Raw genomic sequence first — 17,961 nt, forward strand, 5'->3', positions numbered from 1 at the left:
CCTTGGAGTCCGACATGACCCCGTCCACCGACATCGCGCCGCCGGAAGCGGCGCGCGCCGTGTCCCCGGCCCCGCCCGGGGGCCGTGCCCGCACTCGCCACGTGTCCTCCTGGGCCGGCCTGTGGTTCGTCCTCCCCTTCACCGTCCTGTTCGCCGTCTTCCTCGTCTGGCCGATGCTCGCCGGCCTGTGGACCAGTTTCACCGATCGCAGCCTCGGCCGGGCCGGCTCCTCCTTCGTGGGCCTGGCCAACTGGAGCGAGATGCTGGGCGATCCCGCGGTGTGGCAGTCGCTGTGGGTGACCCTGCTGTTCACCCTCATCAGCACGCCCCCATTGGTCCTCATCGCCCTGGGCATGGCCCTGCTCACCCACCGGGTCTCACGCCTGGGCTGGTTCCTGCGCTTCTCCTTCTTCGCCCCGTTCCTGCTGCCGGTCGCCGTGGTGACGCTCATCTGGACCTGGCTCTACCAGCCGGGGTTCGGCATGGTCAACGGCGCGCTCCAGGCGGTCGGGCTGCCCGAGGTGAACTGGCTCACCGACAAGGACACGGTGCTGGTCGCGATCGCCATCACCACCGTGTGGTGGACGGTCGGATTCAACTTCCTGCTCTACCTGGCCGCGCTCCAGGGCATCCCCGCCTACGTCTACGAGGCCGCGGCCCTCGACGGCGTGAACCCCTGGCAGCGGTTCCGCCACATCACGCTGCCCCTGCTGCACCGCACCACCGCCCTGATCGTGACGCTGCAACTGGTGGCCTCGTTGAAGCTGTTCGACCAGGCCTACCTGATGACGGCCGGTGCGGGAGGCCCCGACTACGCGGCCCGCCCCATCATCGGCTACATCTTCGACAGCGGTTTCACCGGTCTGCGCATCGGCTACGCCTCGGCGATCTCCTACCTGCTCTTCGCGGTGATCGTCGTGGTCTCCCTCGTCCAGTTCCGGCTGTTCTCCGGGAAGGGGAAGAGCGCATGAGCGCCCCCACCGCGACCCTCCGTCCCTCCCGCGGCGCCACGGAGGGGAGCAGGCCGCGCCCGCGGATCACCGCGGGCGGCGCCATGGTCACCGTGTCCGCCCTCGTTCTCGCCGTCGTGTGGTTGATCCCTCTGGTCTGGGCGGTGCTCACCTCGCTCAAACCCGAGGGGGAGACGACGGCCGTGCCCATCCGCTGGCTGCCGCTGGAGCCCACCCTGGAGGCCTACCGGCTCGTCCTCGCCCGTGGCGACCTCCAACGCTGGCTCGTCAACAGCACCGTCATCTCCACGGTGGTCACCGTGCTCACCCTCGTGGTGTGCGTGCTGGCGGCCTACGCCTTCTCCAAGACCCGCTTCCCCGGCAGGAGGGCGCTGTTCGCGCTGTTCCTCGCGGGCATCCTGGTGCCACCGCAGGTCCTCATCGTCCCCTTGTTCGACGAGATGACCTTCCTCGGCCTGGTCGACACCTACTGGGGTGTGGCGCTGCCACAGGTCGTCGCCCCGGTCATGGTGTTCATCCTGAAACGCTTCTTCGACGCCATTCCCCGTGACTACGAGGAGGCCGCCCGCCTGGACGGCGCCGGCCACCCGCGGATCCTGTGGAGCGTCGTGCTGCCGATGTCGGGGCCGATCCTCGCGGCCGTCGCCATCTTCACCTTCGTCCAGTCCTGGAACAACTTCCTGTGGCCCTTCATCGCCGCCACCGACCCCGCCCTGATGACCGTCCCGGTCGGCCTGGGGAGCGTGCAGGGCGCCTACGGCATCCAGTACGCGCAGAACATGGCGGCGGCCGTGCTTGGAGCTTTGCCGCTGCTCGTCGTCTTCCTGCTCTTCCAACGCCAGGTCGTGCGCGGGGTCACCGACGCCGGCCTCAAGTGAGCCCCCGCGAAGGAGGGTCCCGATGAAACGCAGATTCCTCACGACGGCGGCCGCGCTCGCCGCCGCGGTCCTGACGGTCTCCCCCCTGGCCCCCGCGCACGCGGCGCCGCAGCCGCGCGCGGCCGACCGGCTCGACGGGGACGTGCGCGTCCACGACCCCGCCCTCGTCAAAGGCGAGGCGGGGGAGGACTGGTACGTCTTCTCCACGGGCGATCCGGCGGTCGGCGACGGCAACATCCAGATCCGCTCCTCGCCTGACGGGCGCACCTGGACCTACGAGGGGACCGTCTGGGCGGACAAACCCGCCTGGCTCGCCGAGGAGATCCCCGGCGTCACCAACCTGTGGGCGCCGGAGGTCTACGAACACGACGGCACCTACTACCTGTACTACTCCGCCTCGACGTTCGGCTCCAACCGGTCGCTGATCGGGCTGGCCACCAACACCACGCTCGACCCCCGCGACCCCGACTACGCCTGGATCGACCGGGGCAAGGTCACCGAGTCCTTCCCCGGCGACGACTACAACGCGATCGATCCCGGCGTCGTGGAGGACGCCGAGGGGACGCCGTGGATGGCGTTCGGCTCCTTTTGGAGCGGGATCCGCATGCTGCGCCTGCACTGGCCCGACGGCAAGCCGGCCGCGGGCCAGGGCGAACCGCTGCGCATCGCCGACCGCGGCGAACCCCCCAACGCGATCGAGGCGCCCTACATCGTCGAGCGGCACGGTTGGTACTACCTGTTCGTCTCCCTCGACAGCTGCTGCCAGGGCAGCGCCAGCACCTACCGGATCGCGGTGGGCCGCTCCCGCGCGGTCACCGGCCCCTACCACGACCGTGACGGCCGTCCCCTGCTGGCGGGAGGCGGCACGGTGATCCTGGCGAGCTCCGGGTCGCGGATCGGCCCCGGAGGCCAGTCGGTCTCCGGTGGATACCTCGCCTACCACTACTACGACGCCGACGCGGGCGGAGACTTCCGGCTCGGTCTTCGACCCCTGCGCTGGTCCCCCGACGGCTGGCCCCAGCCGTAACCGTCCCCTTCCCCGTCCCCAGAGGAGAGCGCACCGTGCTGAACGCATCCTTCCCCCTCGATCCGGCCCTGCGGATCGCCCCCGTCCACCGCCGCACGTTCGGCTCGTTCGTCGAGCACATGGGACGCTGCGTCTACACCGGCATCTACGAACCCGACCATCCCACCGCCGACGCCGACGGGTTCCGCCGCGACGTCCTCGAACTCACCCGCGAACTCGGGGTGACGACCGTGCGCTACCCCGGCGGCAACTTCGTCTCCGGCTACCGGTGGGAGGACGGCGTGGGGCCGCGCGCGTCACGTCCGGTCCGCCGTGACCTCGCCTGGCACAGCCTGGAGACCAACGAGGTCGGCCTGGACGAGTTCATGCGCTGGACCCGCAAGGCCGGCGTCGAGCCGATGATGGCCGTCAACCTCGGCACGCGAGGCGTGCAGGAGGCCCTGGACCTGCTCGAGTACGCCAACCATCCCGCCGGCACCCACCTGTCCGACCAGCGCGTCGCCAACGGGGCGGCCGAACCCTACGGCATCCGCATGTGGTGCCTGGGCAACGAGATGGACGGCCCCTGGCAGGTCGGCCACAAGACCGCCGACGAGTACGGCAGGCTCGCCGCCGAGACGGCCCGCGCGATGCGCATGGCCCAGCCCGACCTGGAACTGGTCGCCTGTGGTAGCTCCGGACCGGAGATGGCGACCTTCGGCGCGTGGGAGGCCACCGTCCTGGAGCACACCTACGACCAGGTCGACTACATCTCGCTGCACGCCTACTACGAGGAGCGTGACGGGGACCTCGCGAGCTTCCTCGCCTCGGGGGTCGAGATGGACCGTTTCGCCGACTCCGTCATCTCCATCGCCGACGCGGTGGGGGCGCGCCTGCGCAACCGGAAGCGCATCATGCTCTCCTTCGACGAGTGGAACGTCTGGTACCTCAGCCGGCACCAGGCGCAGCAGCCGCGCACCGACTGGCCGGTGGCGCCCCGCGTCATCGAGGACCGCTACCACCTGGCCGACGCCGTTGTCGTGGGCGGTCTGCTCATCTCGCTGCTGCGCCACAGCGACCGGGTCACCGCGGCCAGCCAGGCCCAACTGGTCAACGTGATCGCGCCGATCATGACCGAGCCGGGCGGGCCCGCCTGGCGTCAGACCATCTTCCACCCCTTCGCCCGGACCGCCGCCGCGGCGGCCGGCCAGGTGCTGCGGGTCGAACCGACCTGCCCGACACACGAGACCGCGCGCTACGGCGAGGTGCCGGTCATCGACGCCGTCGCCACCTATGACGCCGAGGCCGCGACCGCGGCGATCTTCGTCGTCAACCGGTCCACCGACTCCCCGGTCAGCCTCGACGTGGACACGCGCGGCCTGGCCGCCGAGCGGGTCACCCGCTGCCTGACCCTCTCCGACACCGACGTCTACGCCTACAACACCGCCCGGCATCCCGACCGTGTCGCCCCGCGCGACAACAAGGACGTCCGGCTCGACGGGGGAAGACTCAACATCGTCCTGCCCCCGGTGTCGTGGAGCGTCATCGAACTGGCCACGGCCCGCTCCTGACCCGCACGCCCTCTCACAGTCCCTCCCGCCCGGTCCGCGCGGCCGGGCGCATCCCGAAAAGTGTGGAGCGCACATGAACGTCAAGCCACTGGGCGCGCTGCTCGCCGGCGCCGCGCTGCTGCTGTCCTCCTGCGCGGTGGGTGACGCCGCCCGGACCAGCGGGGAGAACGGGACGGTCGGCATCGCCATGCCGACCCAGTCCTCCGAGCGCTGGGTCGACGACGGAGCCAACATGGTGGAGCACTTCGAGGAGCTCGGGTACGGCGCCGACCTGCAATACGCCGAGGACGTCGTCGAGACCCAGGTCTCCCAGATCGAGAACATGATCACCAAGGGCGTCGACGCCCTCGTCATCGCCGCGATCGACGGGGAGGCGCTGACCGACGTCCTCCAGCAGGCCGCAGACCAGGACATCCCGGTCATCTCCTATGACCGGCTGATCCGCGGCACCGAGCACGTCGACTACTACGCGACCTTCGACAACTTCCAGGTGGGCGTCCTCCAGGCCACCTACATCGAGGAGGCGCTGGGCCTCGCCGAGGAGGAGGGCCCCTTCACCATCGAGCTGTTCGGCGGGTCGCCCGACGACAACAACGCCTACTTCTTCTACGACGGGGCGATGTCGGTGCTCCAGCCCTACATCGACTCCGGTGTGCTGGAGGTGCGCAGCGGACAGACCACGATGTCGCAGATCGCGACGCTGCGCTGGGACGGGGCCACCGCCCAGGCGCGCATGGACAACCTCCTCAGCGCCAACTACTCCACCGAACGGCTCGACGCCGTGCTGTCGCCCTACGACGGCATCAGCATCGGCGTGATCTCCGCGCTCAAGAGCGTCGGCTACGGCGGCGAGGACAGGCCGATGCCCGTCATCACCGGGCAGGACGCCGAGGTCGCCTCCCTGAAGTCGATCATCGCCGGTGAGCAGACCCAGACGGTGTTCAAGGACACCCGGGAACTGGCCAGGGTCGCGGCGAACATGGCCGACGCCGTCGTCAAGGGCGAGGAGCCCGAGGTCAACGACACCGAAAGCTACGACAACGGGGTCAAGGTCGTCCCCGCCTACCTGCTCGAACCCGTCTCGGTGGACGCCGACAACTACGAGGAGGTGCTGATCGATGGCGGCTACTACACCGCCGAGGAACTGCGGGGCTGACGCCGCGCGACGGCCCGGCGAACGGTAAGGAGACCGACATGCCCGACGCCATCCTGCGCATGCGCGGGATCAGCAAGGAGTTCCCCGGCGTCAAGGCGCTGGAGAACGTGGACCTCACGGTCGAGCGCGGCGAGGTCCACGCCCTGATGGGCGAGAACGGGGCCGGCAAGTCGACCCTGATGAAGGTCCTCAGCGGGGTTTACCCCCACGGCACCTACGGCGGCGACATCCTCGTCGACGGCGAGGTCCGCGCCTTTCGCGACGTCCGCGACAGTGAGGCCGCCGGCATCGCCATCATCCACCAGGAGCTCGCGCTCGTCCCCCAGCTCTCGGCGGCGGAGAACGTCTTCCTGGGCAACGAGCGGACCCGCGCCCGGGGGATCTTCGACCGGGACCGCACGGTCGCCGAGGCCCGGACGCTGCTGCGGCGGGTGGGGTTCGACGAGGACCCCACGGTCCCGGTCGCCGCCCTGGGGGTCGGCCGCCGCCAACTCGTCGAGATCGCCAAGGCCCTCGCCAAGGACGTGCGGCTGCTGATCCTGGACGAGCCGACCTCGGCGCTCAACGAGTACGACAGCGCCGACCTGCTCGACCTGATCCTGGACCTCAAACGCCAGGGCGTCACCTCCATCCTCATCTCCCACAAGCTCAACGAGGTCACCCGGGTCGCCGACACCATCACCGTCCTGCGCGACGGCCGGACGATCGAGACGCTGAGCACGGCCGGGGGAGAGGTGAGCGAGGACCGCATCATCCGCGGCATGGTCGGCCGCGACCTCGACCACCGCTACCCCGAACGCACGGGCCGGGCCGGGCAGGTCCGTTTCGAGGTCCGCGACTGGACCGTGGACCACCCCGACCAGGCCGGCCGACGGGTCGTCGACGGCGTCGACATCGACATCCGACACGGCGAGATCGTCGGGATCGCCGGTCTGATGGGGGCCGGGCGCACCGAGTTCGCGATGAGCCTGTTCGGCCGCTCCTACGGCCGCTACGTCCGCGGGACGCTGCGCAAGGACGGGCACGAGATGCGCGTGCGCACCGTCGGCGACGCCATCGCCGCGGGCATCGCCTACGTTCCCGAGGACCGCAAGGAGCTCGGGCTGATCCTCGGCGAGGACGTCCGGCGCAACATGACACTGGCGGGCCTGCGCCAGGTCGCCTCGCGCGCGGTCATCGACCCCGGCCGCGAGATCGTGCTGGCCGAGCGGCTGCGCGAGCGCCTGGGGGTCAAGGCGCGTGACGTGTTCCAGCAGGTGGGCAACCTCAGCGGTGGCAACCAGCAGAAGGTCGCCCTCGCCAAATGGGTGTTCACCGAGCCGGAGCTGCTCATCCTCGACGAGCCGACGCGCGGGATCGACGTCGGCGCCAAGTACGAGATCTACCTGATCATCCATGAACTGGCCAGGCAGGGGCGCAGCGTCCTGGTGATCTCCTCGGAACTGCCCGAGCTGATCGGGCTGTGCGACCGGATCTACGCCATGAACGAGGGGCGCATCACCGGTGAGCTGTCGCGCGCCGCCGCCGCCCAGGAGCCGCTGATGAAACTCATGACCGCGACGAAGGGCGGGGATCGATGAGTGCCCTGAGGGAACTGCAACGTGGAAACGTCCGGCAGTACGGCATGCTGATGGCCCTCGTGGCCATCGTCGTCCTGTTCAGCGTCCTGACCGGCGGACTGCTGCTGCGCCCGATCAACATCACCAACCTCATCATGCAGAACAGCTACGTGCTGATCCTGGCCATCGGCATGATGCTGGTGATCGTCACCGGGCACATCGACCTGTCGGTCGGCTCGGTGGTGGCCTTCGTCGGTGCGGTCTCGGCGGTGATGCTGACGAGCTGGGACCTGCCCGTTCCCCTCGTCATCGTGCTCGCCCTGGGGATGGGCGCGCTCGTCGGCGCCTGGCAGGGGTTCTGGATCGCCTACGTGCGCATCCCCGCGTTCATCGTCACGCTCGCCGGAATGCTCGTCTTCCGCGGCGCGACCATGATCGTCCTCGGCGGGGAGTCGATCGGTCCCCTGCCCGATTCGCTGCGCGCACTGGGCTCGGGCTACCTCCCCGACGTGTTCGGCGGACAGATCCACGTCCTGACGCTCGTGCTCGGCGCGCTGGCCTGCGCCGCGCTGGTGTGGAGCCGGCTGCGGGCGCGGGCGCGCAGCCGGCGTCACGGACTGCAGGTCGGCTCGGCGGCCCTGTTCTGGGCGAGGACGATCGCCCTCGTCGTGGTCGTCATGGCCTTCGCCTACGTCCTGGCGATCGAGAACGGCGTCCCGGTGGTCGGTGTGCTGCTCGTCGCGCTCATCGTCGTGTTCTCCTTCGTCATGAACAGCACCACGGTCGGACGTCATGTCTATGCGGTCGGCGGGAACGAGAAGGCCGCGATGCTCTCGGGGGTGAAGACCCAGCGCACGACCTTCTGGGTCTTCGTCACCATGGGAACGCTGTCGGCGCTGGCGGGGCTGGTGTTCATGGCCCGGCTCAACGCGGCGACGCCGCGCGCCGGGACGATGTTCGAGCTCGACGCGATCGCCGCGGCGTTCATCGGCGGGGCCTCGGCGTCGGGCGGTGTGGGGACCGTGGTGGGCGCCGTCGTCGGAGCGCTCGTCATGGGCGTGATGAACAACGGCATGTCCCTGATCGGCCTGGGCGCCGATTGGCAGCAGGCCATCAAGGGGCTGGTGCTGCTGGCCGCGGTCGCCTTCGACATCTACAACAAGAACCGGGTCGGCCGGTCGGTCATGGACCGGGTGTCGGCGCGGGGGGTCGGCGGGGAGCCGCCGCAGGACCGGTCGGCGCGTGGGGTCCGCGCGCGGACCCCCACCGGCGGGGGATGAGCCGAGAGCGGGTGTGGTCCGGTGGCCGGACCACACCCGTGCCGGAATGTTTCCGCTCGTCCCCGTGGACCCTCGGTGACCTGGGATCTCAGAACGGGTGAACTTCATAAAGAGTAGATATCGACATATAGCTGACAAGGGGCGAAGGTCCTAGGCTCGGTCTCCCCGACGTGGCGGACGTCACGTCGCTTCGCGTCACGTCGACGCTCCGGGTCCGGAAAGGACGGCGCCATGGCAGAGGTCGAGCACTACGCCTATGGGTGGTGGACCCCCGCGCTCGCCTACGCGGTCTCCTGTCTGGGCGCCTTCATCGGACTGACGATGACGGCGCGGGCCCGGGCGGTCGGCGGCCGGGCCCGCGCCGGATGGCTCGCCTGCGCGGCCGTATCCATCGGCTGCATCGGCATCTGGGCCATGCACTTCATCGCGATGCTCGGGTTCCGCGTCCCGGGGGTCCCCATCCGCTACGACGTCCTCCTCACCGTCCTCAGCGGCCTGCTGGCGGTCCTGGTCGTCGGCGCCGGCCTGGCCCTCATCGGGATGCGCCGCCGGGGCGTCGGCGCGCTGCTCGGCGCCGGGCTCATCACCGGCCTGGGCGTGGCCGGCATGCACTACCTGGGGATGGCGTCGATGCGCATGGACGCCCATATGTCCCACCGCTGGGAGTTCCTCGCCGCCGCGGTCGCCATCGGGATCCTCGCCTCCACCGCCGCGCTGTGGGCCGCGCTCTACGTCACGGGGATCGGTGGTGGGGTGGTCGCCGCGCTCATCATGGGGGCGGCGGTCAGTGCGATGCACTACACCGGGATGCTCGGGGTCGAGATCACCCCGATCGAGGTGACCGACCACGTGGTCATGGCGCAGGAGGTGGAGGGCCACGTCCACGAACACGCGGGGGAGGGGGCCACCGGCATGGACTTCTTCCTCCCGCTGTTCGTCGGCCTGGCCATGTTGACCCTCCTGTTCGTCCTGATCCTCGTGCTCTCCCCCGGAGAACGCGAGTACGGCGAACGCCGCAGCTTCGAACAGCGCCTCGCCGGCATCCGCAAGGCGACCCGGAGCGGGCCCTCGCCCGGCCCCCGTCCCACGGCCGGGACGGAGCCCGCCGTGTCGATGTTCGAACGCCCCTCCCGGCCCGCGCCCCCCACCCCTCCACCAGGGCGGGGTCGAGGCGGCCACCGACGTCAATAGACTTCCCATGTGGCCGGCCGAATCCGAGACGAAGACGTCGCGCTCGTCCGCGAGCGCTCCCCGATCGCCGAAGTGGTGGGGGAGTACCTGCAGCTCCGCAACGCCGGGGGAGGCTCTCTCAAGGGACTGTGCCCCTTCCACGACGAGAAGTCCCCGTCGTTCAACGTCACCCCCTCCCGGGGGCTCTTCTACTGCTTCGGGTGCGGCGAGGGCGGCGACGTCATCGCCTTCGTCCAGAAGATCGAGCACCTGAGCTTCGTCGAGGCCGTCGAGAACCTCGCCCGGGGCGCCGGTATCCAGCTGCGCTACGAGCAGGGCGGGTACGTGCCCCGCAACGAGCAGGGACAGCGTCAACGCCTGCTGGAGGCCCACCAGGCCGCCGCCGCGTTCTACGCCGAGCAGCTACTGACGCCCCAGGCCCAAGAGGCGCGCCGCTTCCTCAGCGAGCGCGGGTTCACCCGCGCCGACGCCGAGCACTTCGGCGTCGGTTACGCTCCCGCCGGCTGGGAGGCGCTCACCACGTACCTGCGCGGCAAAGGCTTCACCGACAAGGAGATCATCCTCGGCGGGCTGGCCAGCCAGGGGCGGCGCGGCCCCTACGACAAGTTCCGCAACCGGCTGGTGTGGCCGGTGCGCGAGGTCACCGGCGAGGTGGTGGGGTTCGGCGCGCGCAAGCTCGACCCCGACGACGACGGACCCAAGTACCTCAACACCCAGGAGACCCCGCTCTTCAAGAAGAGCCACCTGCTCTACGGGCTCGACCTCGCCAAACGCGAGATCTCCCGGCAGCGTCAGGCGGTCATCGTCGAGGGCTACACCGACGTCATGGCCTGTCACCTCGCCGGGGTCACCACCGCGGTCGCCACCTGCGGCACCTCCTTCGGCAGCGAGCACATGAAGATCCTGCGCCGGATGCTGCTGGGTCGCTCGGAGTTCGGGGGCGAGGTCGTCTTCACCTTCGACGGTGACGCGGCCGGACAGAAGGCGGCGCTGCGCGCCTTCGCCGAAGAGCACGGTTTCACCAGCGAGACCTTCGTCGCCGTGCAGCCGGACGGCCTCGACCCGTGTGACCTGCGCATCCAACAGGGAGACGGCGCCGTGCGGGACCTGATCGCGGCCAAGAAGCCGCTGTATGAGTTCGTGATCCGCAGCGCCATCCAGGGGCACAACCTCGACACCCCGGAGGGGCGGATGGCCGCCTTCGAGGCGGCGGCGCCGATCGTGGCGAGCATCCGCCACGAGGGCGTGCGCAAGTTCTACGGGCTCAACCTGGACAAGTGGACGGGGCTGATGGACGAGCGGTTCGTGCTGCGCCGCGTCCACCAACTGGCCCGCGGCGTCCGTGACGGTGACCGCAGGCAGGCCGCACCGGTCCGCCCTTCCCGGCCCGACCACGACGCCTCCTCCTACGACCTGCGCGACCCCTCGCTCCAGAGGGAACGGCTCGCGCTCAAACTGGCCGTGCAGCACCCCTCACTGGCGCTGGAGTTCGACCGGCTGGACGCCGAGACGTTCACCGTCCCCCAGCACCGGGCGATGGTCGAGCTCATCCGCGCGCAGGGGGGCGTCGCCGCCGCCGATGACCCGGCGCAGTGGTCGCTCCGGCTGCGCGAGGCCGCACCCAACGAGGTGCAACGCGAGTTCGTCACACAATTGGCCGTGGAACCGATCGAGGTCTATGGAGAGGTTGACGAGCGGTACGCGAACGAAATCCTGGGCACGATCAAAATTCATTCCATCAACCGCCGGGTCACAAACCTGAAATCACGCCTTGGTCGTCTCGACCCGATCACCGAGGCCGAGGATTACCAGCGGGTATTCAGCGAACTCATGGCGGTTGAGCAGCAGAAAAGGCAGATGCGGGAACGCACGGTGGGTGACACCTGACACAAGGGTGACAAAAATAGTTCTCTCTGCCGCGCTGTATGAGGGGGCACACTGGGGGTGTGGCTCTTTCGGTTCTGACAAGCGAAATGCCACCGATCCAGCAGGTGGTGGAAATGGTCGCGGGCGAGAAAAGCGGCGGATCGGTCTCGATGACCGATGTCGCCTCCGTCCTGGACCGCCTGGACGTTCCACCCGAGGCATTGGAGGACGTGGTCCGCGATCTCGCCCGGCGTGGGGTCGAGGTCGTCGACCCCGGTGCCGAGGAGCCGGCTCCAGACCCCGATCCCTCTCGGCGGGCCCCCACCGGCGACCTGGTGCGCATCTACCTGCGAGAGATCGGTCGCGTCTCGCTCCTCACGGCGGAGGAAGAAGTCGAGCTCGCCAAATCGATCGAGGCCGGCCTGTACGCCCGCCACAAGCTCGATACGGCGACTCCGGGCACCGAGGAGGAGACCAGGGACCTCTCCACGCTGGTCCATGACGGCGAACGCGCCAAGCGGAGGCTGATCGAGGCCAACCTGCGCCTCGTCGTGTCGATCGCCAAACGCTACATCGGACGCGGGCTGCTCTTCCCCGACCTCATCCAGGAAGGGAACCTGGGCCTGATCCGCGCGGTCGAGAAGTTCGACTACACCAAGGGATACAAGTTCTCCACCTACGCCACCTGGTGGATCCGCCAGGCGATCACCCGGGCGATCGCCGACCAGGCCCGCACCATCCGCATCCCCGTGCACATGGTCGAGACCATCAACAAGCTCGTCCGGGCGCGGCGGCGGCTCCACCAGGAGCTGGGCCGCGAGCCGACCCCGGCCGAGCTCTCCCGCGAACTCGGGGTGGGGGACGATCGGGTGCAGGAGATCCAGCGCATCGCCCAGGAACCGGTCTCGTTGCAGGCGCCGATCGGGGACGAGGAGTCCGACTTCGGGGACTTCATCGAGGATTCCGACGCGGTCGTTCCCGCCGAGGCGGCGGCCTTCCTCATGCTCCAGGACCAACTGGGCCTCCTCCTCGACGGGCTCGGCGACCGTGAGCGCCGCATCATCCGGTTGCGTTTCGGTCTGGCGGACGGGCACCCGCACACCCTGGAGGAGGTGGGGCGGGAGTTCGGGGTGACACGCGAGCGCATCCGCCAGATCGAGGCCAGGACGCTGGCCAAGCTCCGCCAGCCCTCGAAGGTGCGGATGCTCCACGACTACCTCGACTGAGGCGCCGGGGAACGTCGCGTGACGTGGGGGAGTTCCGAGTCGGCCGGTGTCGGCCCGTACCGGCCGACTCCCGGTAACGTACTGTGCTGTTCGCCTCACCCGGGCTAACGTTCAACTGTGAAGGCAGCCCACCAACATCGCCCCTCGCGCGGGGGCCCCCGACACAGGAACATGCTCCTCGGCGTCGTGGCGATCGTCGGGGTGGCTGGACTGCTGTTCGGCGCCGCCACGGTGGTCGAAGGGCGTCCGGGCATCTTCGGGGGTCAGCCACAGCGCATCGGCTACTTCGCCGACTGGAACACCGCCAACCGGGGATTTCGGATCAAGGACGTCGACGACAGCGGGGCGGCGGCCCGCCTGACCCGCGTGATGTGGGCCTTCGGCGACGTCAGCGCCCAAGGCACCTGCCACATCCCGGCCGGTTCCTCCCAGGCGTGGGAGATCTACCAGCGCCGCTACTCCGCGGCCGACAGCGTCGACGGACGCGCCGACGACTACGATCAGCCGTTGTCCGGCAGCCTGAACCAGCTGCGCAAGCTCCGCGGCGAACACCCCGAGCTCGGCGCCAGCATCTCCCTGGGGGGGTGGAACTGGTCCGATCACTTCTCCGACGCCGCGCTCACCGAGGAGTCACGCGAGCGGTTCGTGTCCTCGTGTATCGACCTGTGGCTGCGCGGGGACTTCCCCCGCATGGGCGGCGAGCCCCAAGGGGGCGACGGAGCCGCCGCGGGTGTCTTCGACGGCATCGACCTCGACTGGGAGTGGCCGGGGGGCGGGGGCCATCCCGACAACACCGAGCGTCCCGAGGACAAGCGCAACTTCACCCTGCTGGTCCAGGAGTTCCGCCGACAGCTCGACGCGCTGGAGGACGAGACCGGCGAGGAGTACACGCTGTCGGTGTCGCTGTCGCACGATCCGGAGCTGATGCGGGCCGGCTACGAGCCGGAGCTGTTCGACTCCGTCGACTTCGCCACCGTGCAGGGCTACGACTTCACCGGCTCGTGGAGCGACACGACCCAGCACCACTCCCAGCTCTACGCGCCCGAGGGCGCGGCCGGCCGGGCCAGCGCGGACCTCGCGGTACGCACCTACCTCGACTACGGGCTTCCCGCCGACAAGCTGGTGTTGGGCTTCCCGGGCTTCGGGCGGGGCTGGAGCGGGGTCGGCTCGGAGAACTTCGGACGCCACGCCCCGGCCACGGGGCCCGCCGACGGCGACTACGGCGAGGGCACCGACGCCTACGCCGACCTCCAGCAGCGTCCGGGACAGCGTTTCTTCGACCCGGTGAACGGCGCCTACTGGATCTACGACGGCGACGAGTGGTGGACCTACGACACCCCCGAGGTCGTCGCCCTCAAAGGGGCCTACGTCCGCGATATGGACCTGGGCGGCCTCATGCTGTGGAACCTCGACATGGATCCCGGCGGTGAACTCGTCACCGCCATGGACGAGTCGCTGCGCGACGATTAGCCCTGGCTCCCTGGCCGGTTCCGGACAGGGGCCGGGCCCGCCCGTCCCCGGAACCGGGCCGGCGAGGTGAAGAAACGCGATGTCGGTGATGGAGGGCTGCCCGCCTTAACCGGAGGGTGAAACCCGGAATGTCGCACCTCACCGCAATACTGCTAACTTCCACCTGAAATCCCCTGGAGTGCGCGGGATGGCCGTTGGAAGCGTGGATCCTGAGGAAGGAGAACGCGATGCCGCCGTTGGGGCCTTTGCTGAGATTCCTGGACGTCGCCCCCTGGGCCGCGGCCACGGCCCTGGGAATCTTCGCCGCCGCCGGACTGGTCATCGCGGTCTCCGAATTCCGCAGGTCGCAGAACACGCGGCTGCGCCGGAACTATTTCGAGAAGGGCGAGATCCCCAAACGCAAGAAGTTTCTCCTGTTCGGGGCTGAGACCAGGGAGATGAAATACGTTCCCGGAACCAAGATTCCGCTGAGCGAGATGAGGCCCCAGGCGGTCGAGAAGTTCCGCGACGAGATCGTCACCGGCCGGGACCGGGCCGATGAGATGGAGCTCCTGGGCCACAAGGGAGGCTTCGTCCCCTCGGAGAGGGTGGCCGCTCTCCGGGAGCAGATCCAGGGCGAGGAGAACAAGCTCGCTCCCGAAAGGGCGGCCCTGCTGCCCCTCCAAGACGAGAACAGGAAGTTGGAACAGCTGGCCGCGCGGGTCGAGGAGGAGGGACGGCCCTACCAGGACATCGCCCAGCGGGCCGCCGAGCTCCAGCGCCGGGTGAACAACGAGGTCAAACGGGTGACCAGCGACATCAAGCGTGGGGGCGACGCGCTCAAACAGGTCACCGACCAGGTCAAGGCCGATCCCCGGGTGGTCAAGTTGGAGAAGACGGCCGGGGAGGAACGAGAGGGGGCGGCTCTCGCCGGCTTCGATCTCGAAAAGGCAGTGAAGAAGAGACTGGGGTCTGCGGGAGAGCCGCGGAACCAGGGGAACCGGTCGAGGCTCACCGGTTGGCACAATAAGGGCGGCTCCAGCAGAGGGAAGAAGTGACACGATGCTCCTCCTCCACATGCGGGGTGCAGACGGATGACAGAGATCGTTCTGTGGGCCGTCCTCGCCCTGTTCGTGCTCCGTGAGGTGATCCGGGCGGTGTTCGCCTACCTGGGGCTCTACCATTCCCGGGCCCCCGAGGGCGACACCGCCACGTTCCAGGTCTCCGAGACGCTCGCCTCGACGCGACTGGAACTCCTGCGCCTGAGAGGCGAGCTGGAGACCGCCCGCCTGCCCGCGGGGGCGAGGGACCCTGGCCGGTCCGGCACCGAGGGGTCGCCTGAGGGCGGCCTCGTGGGGTTCCCCGGCCGGGTGGGCGAGATGACGCGGCGCCTCACCGCCATCGCCGAGAACGGGCGGCGCTTCTCCGGAGTACGCGGTGCCTTCACCCGAGGCTCCCTCGCGCAGTTGGCCGTGGACATCGTGATCATCGCCGTCGCCGTGTGGATCGCCTCGTCATGACGCGGCCCCCGACCCAATCCGTGAGATGAGGTGGGCATGGACCTTCTCGGTGCCCTGACGTCGATGGAAGCCGCCGTCATCTCCACGGCGCTGATCGTCGCCGGGGCCGTCACCCGGTGGAGGGTCAGCAAGGCGGCGAACGAGGACGCCGCGGCCGCGCGGGCGGATGTGCAGAAGGCCATCGAGACCCGGATCGAGACCGCGCAGAAGGCGCGAGAGCTCCACGAGTACGAGGGACGCGATCCCGAGACCGGGATGTCCATCCGGGAGAACGAACTCCAGCAGAAGAGAGCCGAGCTGGAGAAGGCCAACCGTGGGCTTCGCACGGGTATCGAGGAGGCCGTCGAGTCCCGCCCGCACAATCTCATGAAGGCGGAGACCGAGATCGCCGACATCCGACGCGCGCTCGCCGAGGCGCGGGCGGCGACCTCCACGCACGAGAACGCGAACGTCGCCATGGACGACACGCTCAGGCTCGCCCGGATCGCGGGACGCCTGGACGAGGACGACCGGGTCGTGGACACCACGGGGCTTCCCGATACCTACCGGGGCAACGTCGAGCGCGGTATCGCCGAGTGGAAGGACGTACAGCGCAACGTCGGCCAGCCGGAACACGACCTCCTACGGGAGTTCGCCGACCAGACCGAGCAGTTGGCGCGGGAGAGCGCGCGGCTCAAACAGGGGCTCACCCCCCAGGCGTCCACGGCGGCTTCGGAGGGACGGCGCCCCGGCACCGCTCCCGACGCCCCCGTATCCGACGTCAAAACGATGATCGACTCCTACCTCTCCCGCAGCAGGCGCGAGAGAACGGCACACAGGCCCGACGCCCCCGCACCCGCCTCCACGGAACGTCCGCACGGCCGGGGCCCGACCGGGCCGCGTGGCTGAGGGGTCGGCGTGAAGAGAAACCGGCGCCCACAGGAGAGGCCATGACGTTGTTCCTGCCGCTCGCGATCATCATCGTCTCGTCGTGGACACTGGTCCGCTCCCTGGAGGGGGTCATGGACCACCACAACGCGGGCCCCGACATCGGACGCGGCGCGGCCCGCAACAGGGTCCGCAGACGGCAGGGCATCGAGACCGCCGCGATCCTCCACCGCAGAGCGCCCGCCATCGTCGAGGCCGGCGAGGAGGACGCCCCCTCCCTGCTGAGGGAACTCGACGACGAATTGGCGCGGGTCGAGGCCGAGGGGGAGCGGGCCCTGGCGGGCGAGGAACGGCGCGAGGAGCGCGTCCGCGCGATCGCCTACGCCGTGGACTTCGGCTTCGCGGTCCTCGGGCTTCTCGGCGTGATCGTGGGGATCGTCCTCCTGGTGACGTCCCTGTGACCCCTCGTCCGCCCGCCGACGCCAGGCGCCGGCGGGCGTCTTCGCTGTGGCCGGACTCCCGCGCGGGGCGAAAGGACGGAAGCGCCACCGGGAACGGGGGCACAGGGGTTCCCTCCCCCCAGGCGGATTCGGCGAAGAAAGGAGTCCCGTGCCACCGTTTGGGCATCTGCTGAGGTTTCTGAACATCGCCCCCTGGGCCGCTGCCGCCGCTCTCGGTGTTCTGGCGGTCACCGGGCTGGTGATCCTTGTAGCAGAGGTCCGCAGATCACAGAATAAAACGGAGCGGCAGAAGTATTACCTGACAGGGGAGATCCGGAAGGGGCGGAGGTACCTCCTGTTCGGCCCCCGTGTCAGGGAGCCCGTGCATATTCCGGGAACAAGGATACCGCTTCGCGATATGCGTCCGGTGACCGCTGACGAGATCATCGAATCCTTGACAGTTGGGAAAGGCGTCACCGATGTGGTGACCGCTGGATGTTTCGTTCCGGCAAGGGAGCTGGCGAAGCTCAGAATGCGTCTGGGGCAGGAGCAGGAGAGGATTGAGAGGGAGAAGGGAGGCATGCAGGGGCTCGGAGACAGCGTCTCTTTCGCAGGGAGACTGGCCCGGGAGATCGATAGAGAGGGAGAGCCCTACCGTAAGTTCGCCGAAAGGGCGAGTGGATTGCAGAAGAGGATTGATAACAGGGTGAAGGGGATGGGCGTCCATGCTAAACGGGCGGCCGACGCGGCGAAGGAGATCAACGGTTACATAAGATCCGATCCTCGTGTCATAGAGCTGGAGAAGAGTGTTGAAGGGGACCGGAAGGAGAAGGCGCTGGAGGGATACAGTGTCGCGGAGGCTCTCGCCAATCTGAAGAAGGGGACTCCCGGACAAGAGGCGGAGGACGCCAGGAAATGGCGGGATTGGCGTCCGAAGAAGGGAAGAAGGTCCGGGAATGGACGATGACGGGATGCTGCCGG

Annotated in this window: 16 protein-coding genes; all 16 read left to right on the top strand. The window is 69.1% G+C overall.

What is annotated here, in order from left to right; genetic code table 11:
- The first annotated feature begins 14 nt into the window (after positions 1-14).
- The 16 genes from ACYVHU_RS00900 (at position 15) to ACYVHU_RS00975 (ending at position 17,947) form a co-directional block, all read left to right on the top strand.
- Positions 15-971: a carbohydrate ABC transporter permease gene (locus ACYVHU_RS00900; protein ID WP_078760212.1), complete on the top strand. Its 957-nt coding sequence runs from the start codon at positions 15-17 to the stop codon at positions 969-971.
- Positions 968-1,849: a carbohydrate ABC transporter permease gene (locus ACYVHU_RS00905; RefSeq protein WP_432936274.1), complete on the top strand. Its 882-nt coding sequence runs from the start codon at positions 968-970 to the stop codon at positions 1,847-1,849. The genes ACYVHU_RS00900 and ACYVHU_RS00905 overlap by 4 nt, the downstream gene beginning before the upstream one ends.
- 22 nt (positions 1,850-1,871) lie before the next feature.
- The gene (locus ACYVHU_RS00910; RefSeq protein WP_078760214.1) at positions 1,872-2,876 is read left to right on the top strand and encodes an arabinan endo-1,5-alpha-L-arabinosidase; all 1,005 of its coding nucleotides are present in this window, start codon (positions 1,872-1,874) and stop codon (positions 2,874-2,876) included.
- Between the two features lie 35 nt (positions 2,877-2,911).
- Positions 2,912-4,426, top strand: coding sequence for an arabinosylfuranosidase ArfA (gene arfA / locus ACYVHU_RS00915; protein ID WP_200813508.1), 1,515 nt, complete (start codon positions 2,912-2,914; stop codon positions 4,424-4,426).
- 73 nt (positions 4,427-4,499) lie between these two features.
- On the top strand, positions 4,500-5,582 hold the full coding sequence (gene chvE, locus ACYVHU_RS00920) for a multiple monosaccharide ABC transporter substrate-binding protein (protein ID WP_078760215.1): 1,083 nt from the start codon (positions 4,500-4,502) through the stop codon (positions 5,580-5,582).
- A gap of 38 nt (positions 5,583-5,620) precedes the next feature.
- Entirely contained in the window at positions 5,621-7,162 is a 1,542-nt protein-coding gene (gene mmsA / locus ACYVHU_RS00925; protein ID WP_200813509.1) for a multiple monosaccharide ABC transporter ATP-binding protein, read from the top strand.
- The gene (gene mmsB, locus ACYVHU_RS00930; RefSeq protein ID WP_078760216.1) at positions 7,159-8,421 is read left to right on the top strand and encodes a multiple monosaccharide ABC transporter permease; all 1,263 of its coding nucleotides are present in this window, start codon (positions 7,159-7,161) and stop codon (positions 8,419-8,421) included. The genes mmsA and mmsB overlap by 4 nt, the downstream gene beginning before the upstream one ends.
- Positions 8,422-8,652: 231 nt before the next feature.
- The gene (locus tag ACYVHU_RS00935; protein ID WP_144389955.1) at positions 8,653-9,612 is read left to right on the top strand and encodes an MHYT domain-containing protein; all 960 of its coding nucleotides are present in this window, start codon (positions 8,653-8,655) and stop codon (positions 9,610-9,612) included.
- A gap of 9 nt (positions 9,613-9,621) precedes the next feature.
- Entirely contained in the window at positions 9,622-11,499 is a 1,878-nt protein-coding gene (gene dnaG / locus ACYVHU_RS00940) for a DNA primase (RefSeq protein WP_078760217.1), read from the top strand.
- Between the two features lie 86 nt (positions 11,500-11,585).
- Positions 11,586-12,704 carry an RNA polymerase sigma factor RpoD gene (gene rpoD, locus ACYVHU_RS00945; RefSeq protein WP_144389956.1) on the top strand — a complete coding sequence of 373 codons (1,119 nt, stop codon included), beginning with the start codon at positions 11,586-11,588 and terminating at the stop codon, positions 12,702-12,704.
- A 171-nt stretch (positions 12,705-12,875) separates the two neighbouring features.
- Positions 12,876-14,174, top strand: a complete 1,299-nt coding sequence (locus ACYVHU_RS00950) for a glycoside hydrolase family 18 protein (protein WP_078760219.1) — start codon at positions 12,876-12,878, stop codon at positions 14,172-14,174.
- Positions 14,175-14,368: 194 nt separating this feature from the next.
- Complete coding sequence (locus ACYVHU_RS00955; protein WP_159457210.1) at positions 14,369-15,211, top strand: hypothetical protein; 843 nt, start codon at positions 14,369-14,371, stop codon at positions 15,209-15,211.
- 36 nt (positions 15,212-15,247) lie between these two features.
- The gene (locus ACYVHU_RS00960; RefSeq protein WP_078760221.1) at positions 15,248-15,673 is read left to right on the top strand and encodes a hypothetical protein; all 426 of its coding nucleotides are present in this window, start codon (positions 15,248-15,250) and stop codon (positions 15,671-15,673) included.
- 36 nt (positions 15,674-15,709) lie between these two features.
- Positions 15,710-16,561, top strand: a complete 852-nt coding sequence (locus ACYVHU_RS00965; protein WP_078760222.1) for a hypothetical protein — start codon at positions 15,710-15,712, stop codon at positions 16,559-16,561.
- Between the two features lie 41 nt (positions 16,562-16,602).
- Positions 16,603-17,001: a hypothetical protein gene (locus ACYVHU_RS00970; protein ID WP_078760223.1), complete on the top strand. Its 399-nt coding sequence runs from the start codon at positions 16,603-16,605 to the stop codon at positions 16,999-17,001.
- 148 nt (positions 17,002-17,149) lie between these two features.
- Positions 17,150-17,947 (top strand): hypothetical protein, encoded by a 798-nt coding sequence (locus ACYVHU_RS00975; RefSeq protein ID WP_498947345.1) that lies wholly within the window; start codon positions 17,150-17,152, stop codon positions 17,945-17,947.
- Positions 17,948-17,961 lie beyond the last annotated feature (14 nt).

Source organism: Marinactinospora endophytica, assembly GCF_054780875.1.

What these genes read in the sequence shown, in the direction of transcription:
- ACYVHU_RS00935 (WP_144389955.1), top strand. Translation starts at nt 8,653, where the DNA reads ATGGCAGAGGTCGAGCACTACGCCTATGGGTGGTGGACCCCCGCGCTC.
- ACYVHU_RS00960 (WP_078760221.1), top strand. Translation starts at nt 15,248, where the DNA reads ATGACAGAGATCGTTCTGTGGGCCGTCCTCGCCCTGTTCGTGCTCCGT.
- ACYVHU_RS00910 (WP_078760214.1), top strand. Translation starts at nt 1,872, where the DNA reads ATGAAACGCAGATTCCTCACGACGGCGGCCGCGCTCGCCGCCGCGGTC.
- ACYVHU_RS00905 (WP_432936274.1), top strand. Translation starts at nt 968, where the DNA reads ATGAGCGCCCCCACCGCGACCCTCCGTCCCTCCCGCGGCGCCACGGAG.
- mmsB (WP_078760216.1), top strand. Translation starts at nt 7,159, where the DNA reads ATGAGTGCCCTGAGGGAACTGCAACGTGGAAACGTCCGGCAGTACGGC.
- ACYVHU_RS00950 (WP_078760219.1), top strand. Translation starts at nt 12,876, where the DNA reads ATGCTCCTCGGCGTCGTGGCGATCGTCGGGGTGGCTGGACTGCTGTTC.
- ACYVHU_RS00970 (WP_078760223.1), top strand. Translation starts at nt 16,603, where the DNA reads ATGACGTTGTTCCTGCCGCTCGCGATCATCATCGTCTCGTCGTGGACA.
- ACYVHU_RS00965 (WP_078760222.1), top strand. Translation starts at nt 15,710, where the DNA reads ATGGACCTTCTCGGTGCCCTGACGTCGATGGAAGCCGCCGTCATCTCC.
- rpoD (WP_144389956.1), top strand. Translation starts at nt 11,586, where the DNA reads ATGCCACCGATCCAGCAGGTGGTGGAAATGGTCGCGGGCGAGAAAAGC.
- mmsA (WP_200813509.1), top strand. Translation starts at nt 5,621, where the DNA reads ATGCCCGACGCCATCCTGCGCATGCGCGGGATCAGCAAGGAGTTCCCC.
- ACYVHU_RS00900 (WP_078760212.1), top strand. Translation starts at nt 15, where the DNA reads ATGACCCCGTCCACCGACATCGCGCCGCCGGAAGCGGCGCGCGCCGTG.
- chvE (WP_078760215.1), top strand. Translation starts at nt 4,500, where the DNA reads ATGAACGTCAAGCCACTGGGCGCGCTGCTCGCCGGCGCCGCGCTGCTG.